This window comes from Nitrosomonas eutropha (assembly GCF_900116685.1).
In the GTDB taxonomy this organism is placed as follows: Bacteria; Pseudomonadota; Gammaproteobacteria; order Burkholderiales; family Nitrosomonadaceae; genus Nitrosomonas; species Nitrosomonas eutropha_A.
Genome location: NZ_FPBL01000007.1, coordinates 32,971 through 55,000, shown reverse-complemented (window position 1 = coordinate 55,000; position 22,030 = coordinate 32,971). Strand labels below are relative to the sequence as shown.

The 22,030-nt window shown below is 45.8% G+C and carries 20 protein-coding genes, 2 tRNA genes and 3 rRNA genes (1 of these 25 cut by a window edge); 14 read left to right on the top strand and 11 right to left on the bottom strand.

The annotated features are described in order from the left end of the window. The 12 genes from BM331_RS08255 to BM331_RS08200 all read left to right on the top strand — a co-directional run. Window positions 1-41 (top strand): 16S ribosomal RNA (locus BM331_RS08255); it begins 1,496 nt to the left of the window's first position. A gap of 94 nt (window positions 42-135) precedes the next feature. Further along, a tRNA-Ile gene (locus BM331_RS08250) sits at window positions 136-212 on the top strand. 2 nt (window positions 213-214) lie between these two features. Continuing rightward, a tRNA-Ala gene (locus tag BM331_RS08245) sits at window positions 215-290 on the top strand. 143 nt (window positions 291-433) lie between these two features. Next, window positions 434-3,317 (top strand): 23S ribosomal RNA (locus BM331_RS08240). A 70-nt stretch (window positions 3,318-3,387) separates the two neighbouring features. Beyond that, window positions 3,388-3,500: ribosomal RNA gene (gene rrf, locus BM331_RS08235) — 5S ribosomal RNA — on the top strand. The 16S, 23S and 5S rRNA genes sit together here with 2 tRNA genes alongside, the layout of an rRNA operon. A 1,064-nt stretch (window positions 3,501-4,564) precedes the next feature. Then, window positions 4,565-5,572, top strand: a complete 1,008-nt coding sequence (locus BM331_RS08230; RefSeq protein WP_074928772.1) for an NAD-dependent epimerase — start codon at window positions 4,565-4,567, stop codon at window positions 5,570-5,572. 8 nt (window positions 5,573-5,580) lie between these two features. Further along, window positions 5,581-6,855, top strand: coding sequence for a Vi polysaccharide biosynthesis UDP-N-acetylglucosamine C-6 dehydrogenase TviB (gene tviB / locus BM331_RS08225; RefSeq protein ID WP_074928770.1), 1,275 nt, complete (start codon window positions 5,581-5,583; stop codon window positions 6,853-6,855). A gap of 230 nt (window positions 6,856-7,085) precedes the next feature. Further along, window positions 7,086-8,246, top strand: coding sequence for a cysteine desulfurase family protein (locus BM331_RS08220; protein ID WP_074928768.1), 1,161 nt, complete (start codon window positions 7,086-7,088; stop codon window positions 8,244-8,246). Window positions 8,247-8,289: 43 nt separating this feature from the next. Beyond that, a complete protein-coding gene (locus BM331_RS08215; protein WP_074928767.1) occupies window positions 8,290-9,099 on the top strand; it encodes a phosphocholine cytidylyltransferase family protein in 810 nt (269 codons plus the stop codon). A gap of 21 nt (window positions 9,100-9,120) precedes the next feature. After that, window positions 9,121-9,558 carry an HIT domain-containing protein gene (locus BM331_RS08210; RefSeq protein ID WP_074928765.1) on the top strand — a complete coding sequence of 146 codons (438 nt, stop codon included), beginning with the start codon at window positions 9,121-9,123 and terminating at the stop codon, window positions 9,556-9,558. Between the two features lie 21 nt (window positions 9,559-9,579). Beyond that, a complete protein-coding gene (locus BM331_RS08205) occupies window positions 9,580-10,638 on the top strand; it encodes a fatty acid desaturase family protein (protein WP_074928762.1) in 1,059 nt (352 codons plus the stop codon). 62 nt (window positions 10,639-10,700) lie between these two features. Continuing rightward, window positions 10,701-11,411, top strand: a complete 711-nt coding sequence (locus tag BM331_RS08200) for a 2,3-bisphosphoglycerate-dependent phosphoglycerate mutase (RefSeq protein ID WP_074928760.1) — start codon at window positions 10,701-10,703, stop codon at window positions 11,409-11,411. A gap of 44 nt (window positions 11,412-11,455) precedes the next feature. Here the strand turns inward: BM331_RS08200 and BM331_RS08195 are convergent, their stop codons facing one another. The 6 genes from BM331_RS08195 to BM331_RS08170 all read right to left on the bottom strand — a co-directional run bounded on the left by BM331_RS08195 (window position 11,456) and on the right by BM331_RS08170 (window position 16,288). Continuing rightward, on the bottom strand, window positions 11,456-12,142 hold the full coding sequence (locus BM331_RS08195; RefSeq protein ID WP_074928759.1) for a DUF6781 family protein: 687 nt from the start codon (window positions 12,140-12,142) through the stop codon (window positions 11,456-11,458). A gap of 48 nt (window positions 12,143-12,190) precedes the next feature. Continuing rightward, window positions 12,191-13,504, bottom strand: a complete 1,314-nt coding sequence (serS, locus tag BM331_RS08190) for a serine--tRNA ligase (RefSeq protein ID WP_074928757.1) — start codon at window positions 13,502-13,504, stop codon at window positions 12,191-12,193. A 195-nt stretch (window positions 13,505-13,699) separates the two neighbouring features. Then, complete coding sequence (locus BM331_RS08185; protein ID WP_074928756.1) at window positions 13,700-14,224, bottom strand: adenine phosphoribosyltransferase; 525 nt, start codon at window positions 14,222-14,224, stop codon at window positions 13,700-13,702. Window positions 14,225-14,314: 90 nt separating this feature from the next. Then, window positions 14,315-14,797 carry a YbhB/YbcL family Raf kinase inhibitor-like protein gene (locus BM331_RS08180; protein ID WP_074928754.1) on the bottom strand — a complete coding sequence of 161 codons (483 nt, stop codon included), beginning with the start codon at window positions 14,795-14,797 and terminating at the stop codon, window positions 14,315-14,317. Between the two features lie 155 nt (window positions 14,798-14,952). After that, window positions 14,953-15,510 (bottom strand): hypothetical protein, encoded by a 558-nt coding sequence (locus tag BM331_RS08175; protein WP_256214860.1) that lies wholly within the window; start codon window positions 15,508-15,510, stop codon window positions 14,953-14,955. Window positions 15,511-15,838: 328 nt separating this feature from the next. Beyond that, complete coding sequence (locus BM331_RS08170) at window positions 15,839-16,288, bottom strand: NUDIX hydrolase (protein WP_074928751.1); 450 nt, start codon at window positions 16,286-16,288, stop codon at window positions 15,839-15,841. Between the two features lie 180 nt (window positions 16,289-16,468). Here BM331_RS08170 and BM331_RS08165 point away from each other — a divergent pair, with 180 nt between their 5' ends. Further along, complete coding sequence (locus tag BM331_RS08165) at window positions 16,469-17,194, top strand: glycosyltransferase (protein WP_074928749.1); 726 nt, start codon at window positions 16,469-16,471, stop codon at window positions 17,192-17,194. Window positions 17,195-17,335: 141 nt separating this feature from the next. Here the strand turns inward: BM331_RS08165 and BM331_RS08160 are convergent, their stop codons facing one another. From BM331_RS08160 to BM331_RS08145, 5 genes are all read right to left on the bottom strand, one after another. Continuing rightward, window positions 17,336-17,605, bottom strand: coding sequence for a Rho-binding antiterminator (locus BM331_RS08160; protein ID WP_074928747.1), 270 nt, complete (start codon window positions 17,603-17,605; stop codon window positions 17,336-17,338). A 59-nt stretch (window positions 17,606-17,664) separates the two neighbouring features. After that, complete coding sequence (locus BM331_RS11435) at window positions 17,665-18,969, bottom strand: acyltransferase family protein (RefSeq protein WP_371265351.1); 1,305 nt, start codon at window positions 18,967-18,969, stop codon at window positions 17,665-17,667. Window positions 18,970-19,043: 74 nt separating this feature from the next. After that, complete coding sequence (locus tag BM331_RS11430; protein WP_083414723.1) at window positions 19,044-19,745, bottom strand: acyltransferase family protein; 702 nt, start codon at window positions 19,743-19,745, stop codon at window positions 19,044-19,046. A gap of 41 nt (window positions 19,746-19,786) precedes the next feature. Then, window positions 19,787-20,518, bottom strand: a complete 732-nt coding sequence (gene murU / locus BM331_RS08150) for an N-acetylmuramate alpha-1-phosphate uridylyltransferase MurU (RefSeq protein WP_074928745.1) — start codon at window positions 20,516-20,518, stop codon at window positions 19,787-19,789. A gap of 14 nt (window positions 20,519-20,532) precedes the next feature. Then, a complete protein-coding gene (locus BM331_RS08145; RefSeq protein ID WP_074928743.1) occupies window positions 20,533-21,531 on the bottom strand; it encodes an aminoglycoside phosphotransferase family protein in 999 nt (332 codons plus the stop codon). Between the two features lie 163 nt (window positions 21,532-21,694). On the opposite strand from BM331_RS08145, the gene BM331_RS08140 reads away from it, so the two are divergent. Then, window positions 21,695-22,009, top strand: coding sequence for an accessory factor UbiK family protein (locus BM331_RS08140; RefSeq protein WP_074928741.1), 315 nt, complete (start codon window positions 21,695-21,697; stop codon window positions 22,007-22,009). Window positions 22,010-22,030 lie beyond the last annotated feature (21 nt).

Sequence of the window (22,030 nt, the reverse complement as noted above, 5' to 3'; positions counted from 1 at the left end):
AAGGTAGCCGTAGGGGAACCTGCGGCTGGATCACCTCCTTTCATAAATTATTGTCAAGTGTTCACACTTATTGGTTGTTTGGATAAATAAATACAAATTTGGGTTTGAGGTGTGGGGTTAAACTTGGACTCGTAAGGGTCTGTAGCTCAGTTGGTTAGAGCACACGCTTGATAAGCGTGGGGTCGGTGGTTCAAGTCCACCCAGACCCACCATAGGGGGTGTAGCTCAGCTGGGAGAGCACCTGCTTTGCAAGCAGGGGGTCATCGGTTCGATCCCGTTCACCTCCACCATTAAAAATAAAATTTGATTTATTTATTGTTCTTTAAAAATAAAAATTGGGTAAGATTGTGCTTAAGGCATAATTAAAGTAACTATAATATGATGGCAAAATACTGGCCTTTATAAGGGTAGTAATGAGTTTTCAAGATTATAGGATCAAGCAAATAAGTGCATGTGGTGGATGCCTTGGCGATTACAGGCGATGAAGGACGTGGAAGCCTGCGAAAAGCTTCGGGGAGCTGGCAATAAGCTTTGATCCGAAGATGTCCGAATGGGGAAACCCACCCGCAAGGGTAATCTCTCCTGAATATATAGGGAGATGATGGCTAACCTGGTGAACTGAAACATCTAAGTAGCCAGAGGAAAAGAAATCAAAAGAGATTCCCAGAGTAGCGGCGAGCGAAATGGGAGTAGCCGGTAATATTTAGTATTTGAATTAATCGAATTATTTGGAAAGTTAAACCATAGTGGGTGATAGTCCCGTAGATAAAAATTCAAATATGGAACTAGGGTTACATAAAGTAGGGCGGGGCACGTGAAACCCTGTCTGAATATAGGGGGACCATCCTCTAAGGCTAAATACTCGTAATCGACCGATAGTGAACCAGTACCGTGAGGGAAAGGCGAAAAGAACCCCGGGAGGGGAGTGAAATAGATCCTGAAACCGCATGCATACAAACAGTAGGAGCCTCGCAAGGGGTGACTGCGTACCTTTTGTATAATGGGTCAGCGACTTACATTCAGTAGCAAGCTTAACCGATAGGGGAGGCGTAGTGAAAACGAGTCTTAATAGGGCGATAAGTTGCTGGGTGTAGACCCGAAACCAGATGATCTACCCATGGCCAGGATGAAGCGAGGGTAATGCTTCGTGGAGGTCCGAACCCACTAATGTTGAAAAATTAGGGGATGAGCTGTGGGTAGGGGTGAAAGGCTAAACAAATCTGGAAATAGCTGGTTCTCTCCGAAAACTATTTAGGTAGTGCCTCATATATCATTTTTGGGGGTAGAGCACTGTTATGGCTAGGGGGTCGTCAAGACTTACCAAACCATTGCAAACTCCGAATACCAAAAAATGCAAGTATGGGAGACAGACATCGGGTGCTAACGTTCGGTGTCGAAAGGGAAACAACCCAGACCTTCAGCTAAGGTCCCAAAGATACAGTTAAGTGGTAAACGAAGTGGGAAGGCATAGACAGTCAGGAAGTTGGCTTAGAAGCAGCCATCCTTTAAAGAAAGCGTAATAGCTCACTGATCGAGTCGTCCTGCGCGGAAGATGTAACGGGGCTAAACTGTGCACCGAAGCTAAGGACTTGCAATTAGTTGCAAGTGGTAGGAGAGCGTTCCGTAGGCCTGTGAAGGTGATTTGTGAAAATTGCTGGAGGTATCGGAAGTGCGAATGCTGACATGAGTAGCGATAAAGGAAGTGAAAAGCTTCCTCGCCGAAAACCCAAGGTTTCCTGTGCAACGTTCATCGGCGCAGGGTTAGTCGGCTCCTAAGGTGAGGCAGAGATGCGTAACTGATGGGAAACTGGTTAATATTCCAGTACCTTTATTTAATGCGATGCGGGGACGAAGAAGGCTAGCTTAGCCGGGTGTTGGATGTCCCGGTTGAAACAGGTAGACATGCTATTTAGGAAAATCCGGATGGCTAAGTTGAGATGTGATAACGAAACTTCCTTAGGGAAGCCAAGTAAGTAATGCCATGCTTCCAGGAAAAGCCGCTAAGCTTCAGTTAAATAAAGACCGTACCGTAAACCGACACAGGTGGGAAGGATGAGAATTCTAAGGCGCTTGAGAGAACTCAGGAGAAGGAACTCGGCAAATTGACACCGTAACTTCGGGAGAAGGTGTGCCTTGAGTATGTGAAGTACTTCGCGTATAGAGCAGAAAGAGGTTGCAATAAAATGGTGGCTGCGACTGTTTAATAAAAACACAGCACTCTGCAAACACGAAAGTGGACGTATAGAGTGTGACGCCTGCCCGGTGCCGGAAGGTTAAGTGATGGGGTGCAAGCTCTTGATCGAAGCCCCGGTAAACGGCGGCCGTAACTATAACGGTCCTAAGGTAGCGAAATTCCTTGTCGGGTAAGTTCCGACCTGCACGAATGGCGTAACGATGGCCACACTGTCTCCTCCTGAGACTCAGCGAAGTTGAAATGGTTGTGAAGATGCAATCTACCCGCGGCTAGACGGAAAGACCCCGTGCACCTTTACTGTAGCTTTACATTGGATTTTGATTATTCTTGTGTAGGATAGGTGGGAGGCTGTGATACATGCTCGCTAGAGTATGTGGAGCCAACCTTGAAATACCACCCTGGAATGGTCGGAATTCTAACTCAGGTCCATAATCTGGATCGAGGACCGTGTATGGTAGGCAGTTTGACTGGGGCGGTCTCCTCCCAAAGAGTAACGGAGGAGTGCGAAGGTACGCTAGGTACGGTCGGAAATCGTGCTGATAGTGCAATGGCATAAGCGTGCTTAACTGCGAGACTGACAAGTCGAGCAGATGCGAAAGCAGGTCATAGTGATCCGGTGGTTCTGTATGGAAGGGCCATCGCTCAACGGATAAAAGGTACGCCGGGGATAACAGGCTGATTCCTCCCAAGAGTTCATATCGACGGGGGAGTTTGGCACCTCGATGTCGGCTCATCACATCCTGGGGCTGTAGTCGGTCCCAAGGGTATGGCTGTTCGCCATTTAAAGTGGTACGTGAGCTGGGTTTAAAACGTCGTGAGACAGTTTGGTCCCTATCTGCCGTGGGCGTTGGAAATTTGAGTGGGGCTGCTCCTAGTACGAGAGGACCGGAGTGGACGCACCTCTGGTGTACCGGTTATGACGCCAGTCGTATCGCCGGGTAGCTAAGTGCGGAAGAGATAACCGCTGAAAGCATCTAAGCGGGAAACTTGCCACGAGATTAGATTTCCCGGGAGTATAACTCCCCTAAAGGTTCGTTGGAGACTACAACGTTGATAGGTCGAATGTGGAAGCACAGTAATGTGTTGAGCTAATCGATACTAATTGACCGTGAGGCTTGATCCTATAATCTTGAAAATTAAGTTGTATTTAATAACTGATTAATAGTTATTATTGCCCAATTCTACCGTTTATGCTTGGCGGCCATAGCGCTTTGGACCCACCTTTTCCCATCCCGAACAGAGAAGTGAAACGAAGCAGCGCCGATGATAGTATGTTTTCACATGTGAAAGTAGGTCACCGCCAAGCTTCCTATTAATAGAGTGTTTTGAAATATTATTTTAAAACACTCTAATTAATTTTAAATTCTGTATGGCTAATATTTAAATATTATTAGTGAATATCTTCGCAGTATCTCTACACCTGTTTATTTACACATCCTATCTACTAATCTTTGTGGTATCATTTAATTTCATTTTTAATGCTAATGTTATTGTATGATTCCTATCTCTATTGAAAGTGGGAATAAGTTAGCAAAGATGTTTGAGTGCTCTTGATGAGCAGATCGAGCGACTTATTCTCTATATTCATTATCTCGTATGATGATTGTATTATTTTCATTAATCACCTGTCTGGTGGATTCTTTTCTTATTTGTAAAACTTTGTAAACTGTGAGAAAGCTTCGTTTTTTAGCCTAACCTTCTATTTAAACGAATGAGAAGTAGTGATAATCTTAGGCTGTAGTGCTAGTTTGAAATTTGTTCTGTACCCATAATAAAAATTTGAGCTGTGATATCTGAGTTTGTGTTGCATATTAAAAATGCGAATATAAGGGTGATATGTTGAAAACAACACGCACTGATTAGAGAAATGAACTGACTGACCTATGAAAATTGCAGTTGCAGGAATCGGATTTAGTGTTGCTGGCACAGCATGATGAAGTTGTTACCTTAAGTCTGTCATTATCACTGCGCCGACAAACTTCCTGACGTAAATTACTTCAACGCGAGCTTTATTAAGGTAATCGTTCGCGATGTTATAGTCATCAATCTGTGAGCAGTGATTGTGACTAAATTCATCATCCGGTTGATTATACTGCTAAAATACGTAAGGTATTGGGTATATAACCTGATTTTTCTCCTGAATTTTTACGTGAAGGTAGGGCACCATCAAATAAGATAGCTTCTACTATTTACTGGCAGTGCCGAGTCCAAGGCAATTAGCTGCTGATACCAAGAACTTGTTGGCCAAATTGCGCTGTGTCAGAGAACCTGTTCATGGCCATTGTCGAAACTAATACTACATGAGTAGATTGATACATTAGCGGATGTGCCGACAAGATTTATACACGTGATCTATTCAGGAGTAATTAATTGAAGGTACTTATTACTGGTTCAGCCGGTTTTATTGGATCTGCACTGGCGCTGCGGCTGCTTGAACGTGGTGACACCGTTATCGGTATCGATAATCACAATGATTATTACGATCCACAGATTAAGGAAGATCGTCTTGCCCGGTTTGCGGATCACCCTGCCTACACCCATTTGCGTCTTGACTTGGCAGATCGCAAAGGGATCAATACCTGTTTTGAAATGCATAAACCGCAACGAGTGGTGAATCTGGCTGCTCAGGCTGGGGTGCGCTATTCCATCGAAAATCCATTGGCCTATATTGACAGTAATATCGTTGGTTTTGCCCACATTCTTGAAGGTTGTCGTCATAACGGTGTCGAACATCTGGTGTATGCCAGTAGCTCCAGCGTGTATGGTGCCAATACGATGATGCCGTTTTCGGTGCATCACAACGTTGATCACCCGCTCAGTCTCTATGCAGCCAGCAAAAAATCTAATGAACTAATGGCACATACTTACAGCCATTTATACAATTTATCGACTGCTGGCCTGCGTTTTTTTACTGTATATGGCCCTTGGGGACGGCCGGATATGGCATTGTTCAAATTCACCAAGGCTATTCTTGCCGGAGAAAAGATTCCAGTATTTAATTATGGCAAACATCGCCGAGATTTTACTTATGTAGATGACATTGTGGGGGGGGTAATCCGTGTACTGGATCAACCCACTCGGCCTGACCCGGCCTGGAGCGGGGTAAATCCGGACGCAGGCACCAGCATGGCGCCCTGGCGTGTTTACAACATTGGTAATAACAGCCCGGTGGAGCTGATGGACTATATTGCTACGCTGGAAAAAGCGCTTGGTAAAAAGGCCGAAATGGAAATGCTGCCCTTACAACCAGGTGACGTACCGGACACTTATGCCGACGTCTCCGATCTCGTCAAACAATTCAATTATAAGCCCACCACGTCTGTCGAACAGGGAATAGCCAACTTTGTGACGTGGTATCGCAATTACTTCAATTTGTAGGAGACAACATGCAACTCCAGGATATCAAACTTGCCATTATCGGGCTTGGATATGTCGGTCTTCCACTGGCTGCTGAGTTTGGTCGCAAGCGTCCTGTGACCGGGTTCGATATCAACCAACAGCGTATTAATGAGCTTAAAAATGGCAGTGATTTTACACTGGAAGTCACGCAGGAAGAACTGGCTGCGGCAAAGTATTTGACATTTACCACGAATATCGACGATTTGCGCGCCTGCAATTGCTACATTATTACTGTTCCCACACCAATCGATGATCACAAGCGCCCTGATCTTACGCCACTTGTCAAAGCCAGCGAGACTATCGGCAAGGTATTGAAAAAAGGCGATATTGTCATTTACGAATCCACTGTCTATCCCGGTTGTACTGAAGAAGATTGTGTGCCTGTGCTGGAGCGTGTTTCTGGCCTGGAATTCAACCGGGATTTCTACTGTGGCTACAGTCCCGAGCGCATCAACCCGGGCGACAAGGAACATCGTGTCACTACTATCAAAAAAGTTACCTCGGGCTCTACTCCAGAAATTGCTGATCTGGTAGATAGCCTGTACAACGAAATTATTACTGTAGGCACACACAAAGCGGAAAGCATCAAGGTGGCTGAAGCTGCCAAGGTGATCGAAAACACCCAGCGTGATCTGAATATTGCTCTTATCAACGAGCTGGCATTGATTTTCAACAAAATGAATATTGATACTGAAGCCGTACTCAAAGCAGCGGGCAGCAAGTGGAATTTTCTGCCGTTTCGCCCCGGTCTGGTGGGCGGGCATTGTATTGGGGTGGATCCGTATTACCTGACACATAAAGCACAGGCGATTGGCTATCATCCGGAAATTATTCTTGCCGGGCGGCGGCTGAATGACAGCATGGGCGCCTATGTTGTTGCCCAGCTGGTTAAAGCCATGACCAAAAAACGTCTTCAGGTAGATGGTGCCAAGGTATTGGTCATGGGGCTTACTTTCAAGGAAAACTGCCCAGATTTGCGTAATACCCGGGTAGTGGATATTGTGACCGAACTCAAGGACTATAACTGCATGGTGGATGTATACGATCCATGGTTATCTTCTGAAGAGGCGCAGCATGAATACAGCATCACGCCTATTGAAGCACCTGAATCCGGCAATTATGATGCCATTATCTTGGCTGTGGCACATCGGCAGTTCAAGGATATGGGAGCTTCCTCTATCCGCGCACTGGGTAAACCCAATGCTGTTCTATATGATCTTAAGTATGTACTTAATCCACAGGAATCGGATCTGAGGCTGTAAATAAGATTACTCTCGTATATCCTGTTTTTAGGAAATAGGCATTTCAAATTCATCATTCTGCACTCGAACCAAGTATTAGTGATTTATCTGTTGCCAGTCAATTTGAAGCAGATATTTGAAAGATCGTATCCGTAGTCCGCGAATTTGACTATACTCATTCTTTATCGTTTTCTATATGGGGAGTACACCAGATATACATTATCTGGTGTACTAATCGACTCGTACATCTCATGACTCAAGTTTATTTTGATCATAATGCCACTACCAAAGTGGATGATGCGGTACTGGAAGCGATGTTGCCTTACTTCCGTGAGCATTATGGTAATGCGTCCAGTAGTCATTCCCTTGGATTAGTTGCACGCCGGGCGATTGATCGGGCGCGCGAACAGGTGGCTCAGGCGATAGGAGCCCGGCCTGCGCAGGTCATTTTTACCAGTGGTGGTTCTGAGGCAAATAACTTGTTTATTCGCGGTGTGGCAGATAGCCTGAAGCCTTCTGCGCTGATTGTGAGTGCAATTGAGCATCCATGCGTCATGCGTACCGCGCAGGCACTGACAAGAAAAAACGGTGAGAAATGGCAACTACATTATCTGACAGTGAATGCGGCAGGACAGGTAAAAGCAGATGAAGCAACGGAGATGCTGGTTTCAGAAAAATCAGCCATGGTTTCAGTAATGTTGGCAAATAATGAGACTGGTGTGATTCAGGACATTACTTCCATTGCTGAGGCTGCAAAGGCGCAGGGTGCTTGGATACATACCGATGCAGTGCAAGCATTTGGTAAAGTTCCGGTAAATTTTGATGAGCTTGGCATACATGCCATGACACTGTCTGCACATAAAATTTATGGGCCCAAGGGAGCCGCAGCGCTGATTATTGATCCACGTTTACCACTTAGACCGCTCATTTACGGAGGTGGTCATGAAGATGGGCTGCGCTCCGGTACCGAAAATGTACCGGCTATTGTAGGATTTGGTGCTGCTTGTGAACTTGCCATATCCAGGCTAACTGAATCAATGGCACACATGGTGAAGTTGCGTGATCATTTGGAGCATGGTTTGCTGGCGATGGGTGCTGTGGTATTTGGATTGGATGCTTCTCGCTTGCCTAATACCTGTTATTTTGCATTGCCAGATATCGAAGGTGATACCTTGGTTGTTCGCCTGGATAAAAGAGGATTTGCAGTTGCCAGTGGCGCTGCCTGTTCCAGCGCTGTCCCAGGTAAAAGTCATGTGCTGGAAGCCATGAATGTGCCAACTATTCTGGCGCGATGTGCGGTAAGGATAAGTCTGGGGCCGGATAATACAATTGAAGAAGTTGACGCTTTTCTTTCTGCTGTCAGGCATATCGCGGATGAATTGAGGAAAATGAGCGTATTGCTGGATGTATGAATATATCGAAAGGATCCATAATTGAATAAAGCCGGATATAAAAATGACTGATCAAATTGATGATTTTCCGGCTAAGGCGATTATTCTGAGTGCCGGGCAAGGTAGGCGATTGTTACCTTTGACCGAAGATACTCCTAAATGCTTGTTGCCAGTTTCAGGCAAACCGGTGATTGTTTGGCAGATTGATACCTTGCTGGCCAATGGTATCCAGGAGATCGTGATTGTCGCCGGCTTCCAAATTGGCAAGGTGGAAATGCTGTTAGCCGAACGCTATCCGGATCATTCTAATATTCGGGTTGTATTTAATCCTTTCTACGAAGTAGCGGATAATCTGGCTAGCTGCTGGATTGCACGCGAAGAGATGAATACCGGATTTCTATTACTGAATGGTGATACGCTGCTGGAAGATAATTTGCTGTCAGGCGTGTTACATGCACAAATAGCACCAATTACTTTGTGTATTGATTTTAAAGAAAAATTTGATGACGATGACATGAAGGTTCAACTTGACCTGGCAGGTCAAGTGAAACAAGTCAGCAAGAAACTCCCTGTAGAGGAAACCAATGCAGAATCAATTGGACTGATTCGTTTCAGTAGGCAAGGTGCGCAGCTTTTCCGTAATGCGGTGGAGCAGGCATTACGTGAACCGGAAACACTTGGATCATGGTATCTGGCTATTATCAGTACGTTAGCTAAACAAGGTATGGTGAGCAGCCACTCGGTTGTTGGTAATTACTGGTGTGAAATTGACTTTATTCAGGATTTGCAGAGGGCGGGAAACTACTTTCTTTGCGAGGAAATTGCTGCTGCAGATCAATCGCAATCTGATCAGTTTCTGCAGGCACCAGGCTGATCTGGAGAAAAGATAGTGAGTATGGAAATATTTAACGACACCATGCAGAAGTTTGGTGCGCCAGATACAGTCATTTACCAGTTTCAATATTGGAGCGTGCTGTTGCGTCCAGCCCAATTGACCCTGGGAGCTTTGGTTTTGATTGCGCATGAGCCGGTGCAAAGTTTTTCTGCATTGAGCAGCGCCAGTTTTGCTGAACTACAAATTGTGACTGGCAAGATTGACGCTGCTTTAAAAGAAGCCTTTCAGTATGACAAATTGAATTATCTGATGTTGATGATGGTTGACCCTGATGTCCATTTTCACGTTATTCCTCGTTATGCACAAGCCAGAGAATTTGCCGGTAAAACTTTTTTTGATGCTGGTTGGCCTGGTGTGCCTGATTTCAGCAAAATTAATGGAACCGATCTAGATATAAATCAACAGATAATCAAACATCTGATTTCTAGCTGGGAGTGAATTTGAAGAATATTTTTCCTCATGGCTGCTGATAGCAATAATACGATACAAGCCAATTTTCCCTTATATGAGGCGCGTGCATTGGTGCGTGACCTGATGACGCCTGATCCTGGAATTTACTGGTCAGATTTTCTGTTTCATATCATGCTGGGCTGGGCAGCTTTTGCGACAGTATTCTATATGCCATGGTTTTCCATCTGGCAAATACTTTCTTGTTGGGTAGCGATATTTGCCTTTTATCGTGCTGCAATTTTTATCCATGAGCTTGCTCATCTTGAGCGTGGAACGTTCCGGGTATTCCGACTGGTATGGAATCTGACGTGTGGCATCCCATTCATGATCCCATCTTTCACCTATGATGGCGTGCATTACGATCATCATAAACCGACCATCTATGGTACTTCTGAGGATGGGGAATATCTTCCATTTGCCACTCAACATCCGGCAGGGTTAGTAGGTTATGTACTACTTTCATTGATTTTGCCGCTACTGCTGGTGGTGCGGTTTTTGTTACTGACTCCAATCTCGTATCTGATTCCACCCTTGCGGAAAATTGTCTGGGAGCGTGCTTCTTCGCTGACAATTAATCCAGCTTATATCCGTCGGGAAGATGCTGTACGTAACGATCATAATTGGCAGCTGCAGGAGCTGGCAACGTTTTTGTTTGCAGTGACTGTCGTAGTCAGTGTGATATTGGGGAAGTTATCCTGGCAGGTATTGGTGCTCTGGTATGTGGTTGCTGTCGCAATTTTTATCCTGAATTCACTGCGTACCCTGGCTGCCCATGCGTATCGTCATCAGGGTGATTATCATCTGACACTGGTTGAGCAGTATCTTGATTCCATCAATGTTCCCGGTAATTCTATGACCGGATTATGGGCGCCGGTCGGGTTGCGTTACCATGCTACACATCATCTTTTCATGAGTATGCCCTACCACAATCTCGGCAAGGCACAAAGGCGAATTACACAGAAATTTGGCGATAACAAATTGATTTTACAAACCAATCGTAGTGGGTTGTGGCCTGCATTGAAGCAAATCTGGCAAGAATCTACCGCTGCGGCAGCAAAGAAAAAATAATGTGCAAGGTTGATGTTTAATATTTCTGTAATTTTCCTGTCTCTAAAAATCTATAATCGTTTGTGAACAAAACAGAAGAATTAACCCGGCTGGTATTGCTTCGCCATGGGAAAAGTATCTGGAATAAAGACAGGCACTTTACTGGATGGACTGATATCGCACTTAGCTTGCAAGGTGAAGAGGAGGCAAGAAAAGCAGGCCAGCAGCTCAAGCAGGCAGGTTTTAGTTTTGATATCTGTTTCTGTTCGGAGTTAAAGCGTGCACGAGATACACTTGCTTTTGTGCAATCAGAAATGAATCTGGATCATCTTCCGGTTCATCATAGCTGGCGGCTGAATGAGCGTCATTACGGTGCATTGGAGGGCATGCGTCCTTGGGACGCCATTCGTAAATTTGGTATCTGGCCGATACTGAAAAGCCAGCTCCACTTTGATGCAAAACCTCCAATATTAATGCCGAGTGATCCGCGTGCGCCGGTGAACCAGCAGCGTTATACGGCGATTGTTCGCTCTCAACTTCCTCTGACAGAAAGCATACAACAAGCATTAGTGCGTGTGCAGCCCCTCTGGCAGGAAACGATTCTTCCCGAAATCAGGCAGGGAAAACGTTTGCTGATTGTCTCGCACAAAGGGCTTTTAAGAACACTGGTTATGCAATTGGAAGGATTGACAGGCGCACAGGCGATGCGTCTGTCAATTAAGACAGGTCAGCCGCTTTGTTACGAGCTGGATAGCTCGCTCAACCCGGTTAACCGTTATTATTTACCAGGTTGAAGAGAGGCAGAATTTACGACAGATTTTTTGGATCGGAGAAATGATTATTTATTATCCCGATCAGTTTGACTGGTAATGCCAGATAAGACTCCGGTAGAAATTTTGTACAGAAGATCTACAGTCATCTGGGTGAGTTTTACGCCCGCTTCAAATTGTGCCCGGCCGGCTGAAGCTACTTGATGTGCCAAAACTGCCAGCGTATCTTTGATCTGTCTGCCCACAGCGGTGCCATTATGCTGTGCATGTGTTAACAGATCCTGCAGTGTTTCAGCAATCAGACCCTGTGCAGCGGAAGCCGTGTGCTTCAGGGTATCCAAAAATACATCTTCCAGGTCTTCCAAATCTGCTCGGGCTTTGGCCAGGTCGCTGTCGGAGAATTGCTTTGCTTTGCCTGCTGCTTCTTCCAGGGCCAGCTTGGAAGCACCAGCCAATTGAGCAAAAGCACTATCCAATCCGCTGACTGCCTGGGTGATTTGTGATTGCGCTGTTTGAGATTGACCTGTGGCATGTGTTATTTTCTGCTGTGCGCCAGCCTGAGCCCCCTCCATGACAGCGGTTGCTATCTGTTTCAGGGATTCGATATCCAGACCATTGGAGTGAATAGCCTTGAGTGTAAGATTTCTGACGGCGTTTTCCACATCACCACCTTGCTCTATTGCCTTCCTGACTTCTGCGGCAAGCTGGGTAACATCCTTATCAGTACAGGCGGCATCATGATTATCATTTTGCATCAGAATCCTCCATTCTAGTAGTTAATACGGGCGAATATGGTGTATGTATTATAGGCTGATCCGCTTGATGCCGCCCATATAAGTCTGCAAGATTTCCGGGATGGTGATACTGCCATCTTCATTCTGATAATTTTCCAGGATGGCCACCAATGTTCGTCCCACTGCCAGTCCGGAGCCATTAAGTGTATGCAGTAGTTCCGGTTTATCCTGCCCCTTGCGGAAGCGTGCCTGCATGCGCCGTGCCTGGAATGCTTCGCAATTACTACATGATGATATCTCCCGGTAGGTTTGTTGTGCGGGTAGCCATACTTCAATGTCGTAAGTCTTGGCTGCAGAGAATCCCATATCTCCTGTACACAACAGCATGATCCTATAAGGTAGATCCAGCTTTTGGAGAATTTTCTCGGCATGACCTACCAGTGATTCCAATGCTTCGTAAGATTTTTCCGGATGGGCGATTTGTACCAGTTCGACCTTGTCAAATTGATGCTGGCGGATTAATCCGCGCGTATCTTTGCCGTAACTGCCTGCCTCAGAACGGAAACAGGGGGTATGAGCGACAAATTTAAGCGGGAGCTGCTCAAGAGGAATAATCGTATTGCGTACGATATTGGTAAGAGGGACTTCGGCAGTGGGAATGAGGTGCAGGCCAGCCGGGTCTATTTTATCTACATTGTCTGTTTCATCCTGCGTGCTGGTTTGTACGGAAAAAAGATCCTGTTCGAATTTGGGTAACTGTCCAGTTCCGCGCAAGCAGTCCGCATTAACCAGATAGGGCACATAGACTTCGTTGTAGCCATTTTCTTGCGTATGGGTATCGAGCATAAACTGCGCCAGCGCGCGATGCAGCCGCGCCATCCCGCCTTTCAGCAGGCAGAAGCGTGCCCCACTCAGCTTTGCTGCAGTTTCGAAATCAATCAACCCGAGACGCTCACCAATGCTGGTATGATCCTTGACTGTGAAATCAAAATTCTTGGGCGTTCCCCAGTGCCGTATTTCAAGGTTGCTATCTGCATCTTTGCCCGTCGGAACGCTGTTATGAGGAAGATTGGGAATTTCCATCAACAATTGCTGCAGTTTGGTTTGAATGGATTCGAACTGATTTTCTGCCTGCTTTAACGCATCTCCCATATTCGCTACTTCAGCCATGATCGTACTGACATCTTCGCCCCGCTGTTTGGCGATACCAATTTGCTTGGAGGCTGAATTACGTTTTGCCTGTAATGTTTGAGTCAGGGTTTGTATGGATTTGCGTTGGCTTTCCAGGCTCTCAAAATCGGATACAGGAAAGTTGTAACCTCTTTGAGCCAGATGAGTGGTAATACTTTGCAGGTTGCTACGTAATTGCTGGATATCTAACATGTGAACGGACTCCACGGCAGCCAGCAGGCTGGGTTGATATAAAATTTGTTATTGAAAGTTGCTTCGGGAATTTCAACCGGCAGGATTGCGGCTAGTTCGCTGCAAATATTAGCACTGCAACGATTCTGTTTGAGCAGAAATTAGATGTCTGTATACGTGTTTAATCCAGGGAAACGAGGATACTGCCAAACAGATTCAATCATCAAAACTGCACAGAGAATACAGTTGATGGTTCTGTTGGCGCAACCGTGTACTTCCACCGACACCAGGCAGATCGATCACAAAACAGCACTCGATTATTTTGCCGCCCATCTCCTGAACCAGCTTGATCGCTGCTTCCATCGTTCCACCTGTTGCAATCAGATCGTCAATCATTAGCACACGGTCGTCTTTATCGATTGCATCCGCATGGATTTCGATTTTATCGCAACCATATTCCAGTTGATAATCACAGCTGATGGTTTCTGCCGGCAATTTACCTTGCTTGCGGATGGGAACAAATCCGGCTCCCAGCGCATAAGCCACTGGTGCGGCAAAGATAAAACCACGAGATTCAATTCCGACAACTTTGTCGATTTTTTCAGTCCGGTAACGTTCGATAATCTTGTCAATAGTTGTACGCAATCCAACTGGATCTTTCAGAAGAGTGGTAATGTCCCGGAACATAATCCCTTCACGAGGGTAGTGCGGGATGGTACGGATACGTGATTTGATAGACATATTAACAAGGGTGATAAACAGTATCGGAGTCAGCAGTCAAGATTGACAAGATGGTGCAATTTGTTGGCTTTTAACTTGACTATTTGTATTTCAAGCGTTGCTTGGATGGCAATACCATCCGATTAATTCAGCCTGAGCAATAATGTGACTTTGCATAGCTTGTTCCAGAATAGCTTTGGTTGGCCGATTCAAGTCAGACAGCATGGTATTCAGAGCGTATAGCTTATGAAAATAACGGTGTGTTCCAATTGGTGGGCATGGCCCGCCGTAGCCGATTCGCCCCCAGTCATTGATTCCTTCCAGGGTATCAGCGGGTAATCCAGCTGAGGGCACTTGCGCTGGCAATTTATCGATGGTGGCTGGAATATTGTAAAGAATCCAATGTACCCATGTCATTTTAGGCGCCTGCGGATCAGGTGCATCCGGGTCATCAATAATCAGGACCAGGCTTTTCGTACTTTCTGGCACTCCTGTCCAGACAAGCTCCGGTGAAGAGTCCTCACCGTCACAGGTGTGATGCGCCGGAATCAGGCCCTGATGAGAAAATGATGGAGATGTTAAACTGAGTGTCATGATTTTTTACGGCCAGAAAGTAGTTGAGAATATGCTTTTCATTACGAATAGCTTGTCCCACTTCCTTTTTCGGTTATCCAGATATGTCAGGCATGCAGCTTTATATTCAGCAACACAATGCTGCATGCGTTCATATTTGATTGATACTGTCCTAGCTAAGCTTTTGCAGGATCTTTCTTGCGCAGGAAGATGAAAGCACCTGCTATACCCACGCCAGCAAGCAGAATCAGTTCTATCATGCCAAAATTGGATCCGTGGTCGTGGCCGCCACCCTCTCCAATGTGCAACGGGATATTGACGGCTGTTTTGACATTGCCTGCGCCATCATCTGTTTCCAGTTGCACCTTATACTGTCCGACTTGTTCGAGATTGGTTGCAATAACGATAATACCAGATGAATATTTCTCGGCAGGCATATACAGTACCTCATGCGCGCCGTGTTCACTGCCTTCATGCCCTTCCATAAGCATCCTGACAGCGATAGGAACTTCACGTGTTTTGGCATCGGAAAGCTCAATTGTCATATTGATCTTTCCCGCATTGGGAACATGGCTGCAATATGAATGCATAGGAGGAATATTTCCCTCCGGAACTTCATAAATGCTGATCGCAACAGGAAAATCGCCATTTTCAATTTGACACCCCGAATCATCGTGGTGCCCCTCGTGTGCGAGCATAAGCTGAGCAGATGCGGGCAACGATGCTAGAGACATTGATATTGCAAGGCATAGCCCGGCAACGTATCTGTTTCGAAAAACCTTCTTCATATTTCCTCCACGTTATGATTTCGAATATTGGTGCTGTTTAAGTGTATTTCCTTTTGACCAGGTTTTTTATTTCAGCCCGGTTTTCTTGGTTAGAACGCAAACCATCACCGGATTGTATAACAAAAAACAAGCCAGGCAGCATAGCGATTTGTGTATGGCCATAGAATGCCCTGCTTCTGTTCTTACTGGATGAAAGTGTAGAAAGCCTGTTTGTTACTATATCAGCGTGTATGTATGATTCCTCGCGCCGGATTTATAGCTGACTGCTTGACTTTCAGCCGTAGTACTTCAGGATATTCAGCGGGTAGCTTCTCCCGGTGAGGTAGTCTTCAATACATTGCATTACCAGTGGTGTGCGATGAAGTGCCTGTTTTGCACGGATTTCATCTATGTTGAGCCAGCTTGTCCGTATGATGCCTGTATCAAGTTTTCTTTTGGGGTCAAAAGCAGTGACTTGACCAGAGAAGGTAAAGCGCAGGTAGGTGATGCCATTCGAGGCCGATGTCCAATGATAAATACCGGTTAATACTTCAGGCTGAAAGGTATGGCCGGTTTCTTCCAGTACTTCTCGACAGCACGCCTGTATGATGGATTCACCAGGCTCCAGATGGCCGGCCGGCTGGTTGAGTTTTATCTCGGTTCCTTTGGGAATTTCTTCTACCAGCAGATATTTGCCATTTTGTTCAATAACAGCGGCGACTGTAACATTGGGTTTCCAGATCATATTAAAAGATGGATCAGGATGGATTGTTTAAGAATTACAAACAGAAACTGTAAAAAATTCGACAATATCTATTTTATTGGCATTTTATAATGTAAATGGTGAGGTTGAGTCGCAATCAGCGGATTGTGGCACCGGGATATTTGATGAACATACCAGTATTTTTATAATTTAATCAACGATATGTATATTTCTTTCATCATTCCGGCTTTCAATGAAGAGCAACTGATCGAGCAGTGCCTGCGTTCGGTTACCGACGCGGTGGCGGCTAATCAATCATACGGCTACGCTCATGAGATCATCGTGGTGGATAACAATTCTACTGATGCAACCGCTCATCTGGCTAAACGAGCAGGCGCTCGGGTAGTTTTTGAGCCGATCAATCATATTGCGCGTGCTAGAACGGCTGGTGCGGATGCTGCCAAGGGTGAGTGGCTGATATTCATGGATGCCGATTGCCTGATGAATGCCGGGCTGGTGGGCGATATGTTTGAATTGATCAAACAAGGTAGGCACGTCGGTGCAGGCAGCACGGTTTATATGCCGGATCAGCCTTGGTGGGCGGAGGTTGTGTTGAAGTTATGGACGCTGCTGTCAGTGCAGCTTGGTTGGGCTGCTGGGGCGCTGATGGTATGCAATGCTGTCGCATTCAAAGAGGTGGGCGGGTTTGATTTGACACTGTACGCGGCAGAAGAAATCGAATGGAGCCAGAAACTCAAGCAGTATGGCCGCGAACGTAAACTTAAATTTACCATTCTGAACAACCATCCGCTTGAAACTTCTTCCAGGAAAACTAGGCTTTACAGTGGATGGGAGATTACCAGGCAATTTTTTTACCTGGTGCTGTCTCCCTTGGGCTCATTGCGCAATAAAAAGAAGCTGCCGATGTGGTATGACGGCAGGCGCTGACCGGAGAAAGGCCGATTTATTCCGCTACGCTGTTAATTCAGGTTGTATCACCCCGGAGAAAGCCGGAATCTGGAAAAGTCAGCCCGCCGGATGACGGGTTGCTTGCCTGATTATTCAGGCAGTTTCCAGATCGTAACGGATTCAGGGCTCGCAGGAATCAGAAAACACGACTTCACTGAAGCGTGCATTCGGAGTTAGCACCTGCAGTTTATCCAGCGAAATCAATTCGACCTGCTGTGATCCGGAACCAGTTTCCAGCAGCAAAAACTCCCGTTTCTCCGCATCCGTCAGAATATCCTTCGCCTTCCCTTCCACGGTTGACTGATCTTTCAGAATCAACCTGATCTGATAACCATACATACAGGCCACTTCGATATAGTCATGCAAATCACAGGAAATATGTTGAGTCATGGTATTTATCCAAATGGTTTAAATCACCGCTGTTTTCTTGGGTGGTAGCCATACTGCGCCTAATGAAGTAATTTTACCAATTCCGCAGAGATTAGACGTGCTCCATCCAGTGAAAGGTGATCATCATCACGATATAGTACCTTATCTTCTTTCATCGCCAGGCATTGTTGTTCATCACACAGTTGCGCTGCTGCATCAAATATCTTAACGGATGGATAATCCCTCAGAATTGACAGGATAAGATTGCGATATTCCCTGTTGCGCTCATCGAAATCTTTGCGTGGTATAGCGCAGGGGGTTTTTATACGATTTGTAAGTCTTAATGGACGGGAATCAATACAGGACTTAGGATCAAAACCCAATTCCGGGTTATCGAATACAAATATGACGTTTTTCGTTTTTGTCAGTGTATTCAATGTGCTTCGCATTGCAGATTCATAAATCACATAATGATCAGTCAAATCTGGATTGGCTGGTGACGTTAGCACCCAATCATATTCTGTTTCGGCAGCAAAATCATTGTAAGAAAAACCCTTGGATGAGAGATATAACGGGCCGCGCGCTGCCAAAATAACGGTTTTAATACTTTCAGATCCAGCAGCAATCTCAATTGCCTGTGCCGTGATCATCAGGCAGTTCTCGTTTTTGTCTTTTCGATCATAACTCGAGGTATTGAGGAGTGGCGGACAGCCTCCTGTGCCGATCATAAGAATATTCTCAGAGGTATCCATCAAGGCATCCCGTAGTCCCGGATAGAGGGAAACACCATGGGAATCACCGATTATCTGCACTGTTGGCGCTTCGTTTTTTGCCAGTCTGCAATAACCATCAATTTTTGGATTGAATTTTTCCTTGCACCAAGGTTCCTGATTTTCCGGGAGCCAGGGTGTGTTTTTGTCTGAAAATATTTCATTTTTGGCCATCATTTCCTTGATTTCTTCCCGGAATGGTAATCCATCTCTGGAATAGGTGTAATAGCCGGTGTAACCAATGAAAGCCGCCAGCACACACAAAGTTATAACTTTGTATGACATTGTCTGCCCAAACCGAATAGGTTTTTCAATCAAGTAATAGGTGAGTGCCGCCAGAATGAAGCTGAGTATTACAGCAGAGACACGGATACTACGTGGAGGAGTGTCAGATTCAATAATCCGGGCAAACGACAGGATTGGCCAATGCCAGAGATAGAGCGGGTAGCTGATTAGCCCGATCCAGATCATTGCTTTGTTTGCCAGCAGTTTACGATTTACGTATGCCTGCGGCCCGACAAGAATCAAGAGTACAGCACCTGCTACCGGGGCCAGTGCAGCAGGCCCAGGGAAAAGCATATCGCGGTTATAACCTGTAACTGCATAAACAATCAGAAGTAGACCGATTGCTGATGATGTATTTGCCAGTAGCGCATCACGTTCTTCATGTGCCGGAATTTCGCGAAAAATTACCCGATTGAATATACCAACATGAATGAATGAATCTTCTTGTGTGCGTCAAACGCATGGAAATAGGCGAGTATCGAGCCTATCATCAATTCCCAGAAGCGGGTTTGAGGAACAAAGAAAGCCTTTATGGCATTTTTATGGATACCTTTGTAACTTAGCCAGAATGAAATGCAGCCCAGGAGAATTACAAATGTGAGCGCGTTTAATCTGGCTTTCCATAACAGCCAGATTAAAAATGGATAGATCAGGTAGAACTGTTCCTCAATTGCGAGCGACCACAAATGCATAAGGGGTTTCAGTTCGGTTGCAACATCAAAATACCCGGCTTCTTTCCGCAGCACGAAATTTTCTACAAATCCCATGCCAGCAGCGATGTGTTTCCCAAGTTGCATGAACTCATCAGGTAATAGCGCGAAATACCCGAACATATAGCATGTACTTGTTACCACTATTAGCGCAGGAAAAAGACGTTTGATTCTTCGGGCATAGAATTCTGTGAAGGAAAAATTATTGTTTGCCAGGTTTTTGAACGCGATGAGCGAGATTAGATATCCCGAAATGACAAAAAAGATGTCAACTCCGATAAATCCACCTGGTGCGTAACGGGGGAAAGCATGGTAGGCAACAACAGGGAGAATGGCCAGTGCTCTCAGGCCATCAATATCTTGGCGGTATTTAGGACGAAAATTGTGCACTGACATACGTTTGCTTCACAGTAAAGATTTTTGAAGATGTATCAGAATTAAGTGCTCAGAGCAGATTGCCTGAGTCTGGTATCGAGCAGTTGCAGGCGTTCAGGGGTGCCGATATCCAACCACAAGCCCGGAAAATATGAACCGGTGGCTTTCCCGGCAGCAATGGCCTGGTGCAGCAGGGGAGCCAGTTTTTCAGCTTGATTGGGGAACACATTTTTGAAAAGTGTGGGGTGATAAACCCCGATGCCGCTGAAAGTGAGTTTTCGGCAATCCGGGCAGGTTGATTCAACCAGTTTGCCGGTATCGTCATGCAGGGAAAAATCCCCTTCTGGATGATGTGGCGGATTGTTTACCAAGATTAAGTGAGCCAACATTTGCTCTGAATCTGATTGCATCTGTTGCAGAACTGGTTGCAGGGCGGAGAAGTCCATATTGCAGAAGATATCAGCGTTGATGACTGCAAAAGGCTGATCTTTATCGGGATTAGTGAGCAATGGTAATGCATTGGCAATGCCGCCTGCGGTTTCCAGTACGATGGATTCCGGTGAATATTGAATATGGAGGCCATAGCGTTTGCCATCCTGCAGCGTAGCTTCAATCATATCGCCAAGGTAGGCGTGATTAATGACAACGCTGGAGAAACCAGCCTGTGCCAGTTTCTCCAGATGATACTCGATCAGCATTTTTTCACCTACCCGCAGCAGTGGTTTGGGGCAGGTATCGGTGAGTGGCTTCATGCGTTCCCCTTTGCCAGCCGCCAGGATCATGATTTTGAACATCAGGTGTTTCTTGATCAGAAGGTATAACCGGTTGCGGGTGTTTTGTCTTCCAGTTGATCCAGTAGTCGGGCCAGCGGATGAAGTTCGCCATAACGTTCACAGGTTTTTCGAAGATACTGCATGACTGTGGGCATGTCCTGCAAATAGGCGTCTTTCTGATCGCGATAGTGTAGTCGGGAAAAAACTCCCAGTACTTTGAGATGGCGTTGTACACCCATCCATTCAAAATCCCGGTAGAAACTGGGGAAATCGGCTGTAACGGGTAATCTGCTCCGGCGTGCGCGTTCCCAGTAGCGGATTATCCAATCCAGTACCTGTGCTTCTTCCCATTGGATGTAGGCATCTTTGAACAGGGACACCAGATCATAAGTGATGGGGCCAAGGACGGCATCCTGAAAATCGATAATGCCGGGATTAGGGGAAGCTACCATCAGGTTGCGGCTGTGGTAATCACGGTGTACGAATACTTGCGGTTGTGCGAGATTGTTGTCAAGAATCAGATTGAAAACTACCTTTAGTATATTCTTTTGATCATCATTCGGCGCAACATGCAAATGGCGTGTCATGTACCAATCAGGAAAAAGTTCCAGCTCACTGGAAAGCAACCCCCGATCATACTCGTGGAAGGTGTTTTTCTGGCTGGCACTTTGTATCCTGATCAGTGCATCAATGGCATCCTGGTAGAGCTGATTGGCGTTTTCTGGCTTGGTGGTAAGTGCTTGCAGATAAGTGGTGGTGCCAAGATCGGATAACAGTAAAAAACCTTGATCCAGATTTTGTGCGACGATGTTGGGCACATGAATGGATGCTTTTGCAAATACACTGGCGGCATGCAGGAAAGGCCGGCAATCTTCCAGTTGTGGTGGCGCATCCATGGCAATCAGTGTTTCCCCGGGAAGGGATACGCGAAAATAGCGGCGAAAACTGGCATCTGCCGAGGCAGGCGACAAAGTGAAGGGTTGATTGGGATAGAGAGTTTTCAGCCAGTATTCCAAAAGTTGCAGACGGTTCATCGAGACTTATTGGTTGAAGGTAGATTAAAGGATGAATGATGCAGCTGTATACCGCCTGATAGTTGGATAGGAGCTGCTGATTTGTGTTTGCCTGTTCGTTTAAAATATGAGATTTTATCCCGGAAGCCGATAATAAAACTTTGAAATTTAATGGAGAGAAGAAATGCTGAATAAAAATGTACTGGATGAAATCGGCAGCAAGGTTAATGAAATCTTGGCGGGTAGCCCGGCTAAAGATATTGAGAAAAATATGCGTGCCATGTTGATGGGTGTTTTTTCCCGACTGGATTTGGTCACGCGGGAAGAATTCGATGTGCAACAGGAGATGATCAAGCGTACGCGTATCAGGCTGGCTGAATTGGAAGAGAAGGTGAACAAACTGGAGCAGCAGGCGCATCCATCAACAATGGCTGGGGGTACCGTAGAAGATGTAATGGATACTTCCGGCCCTGGGTCGGCCAATAATGGGCCGTACTGAGATTGGTTACGTTTTTTTCTG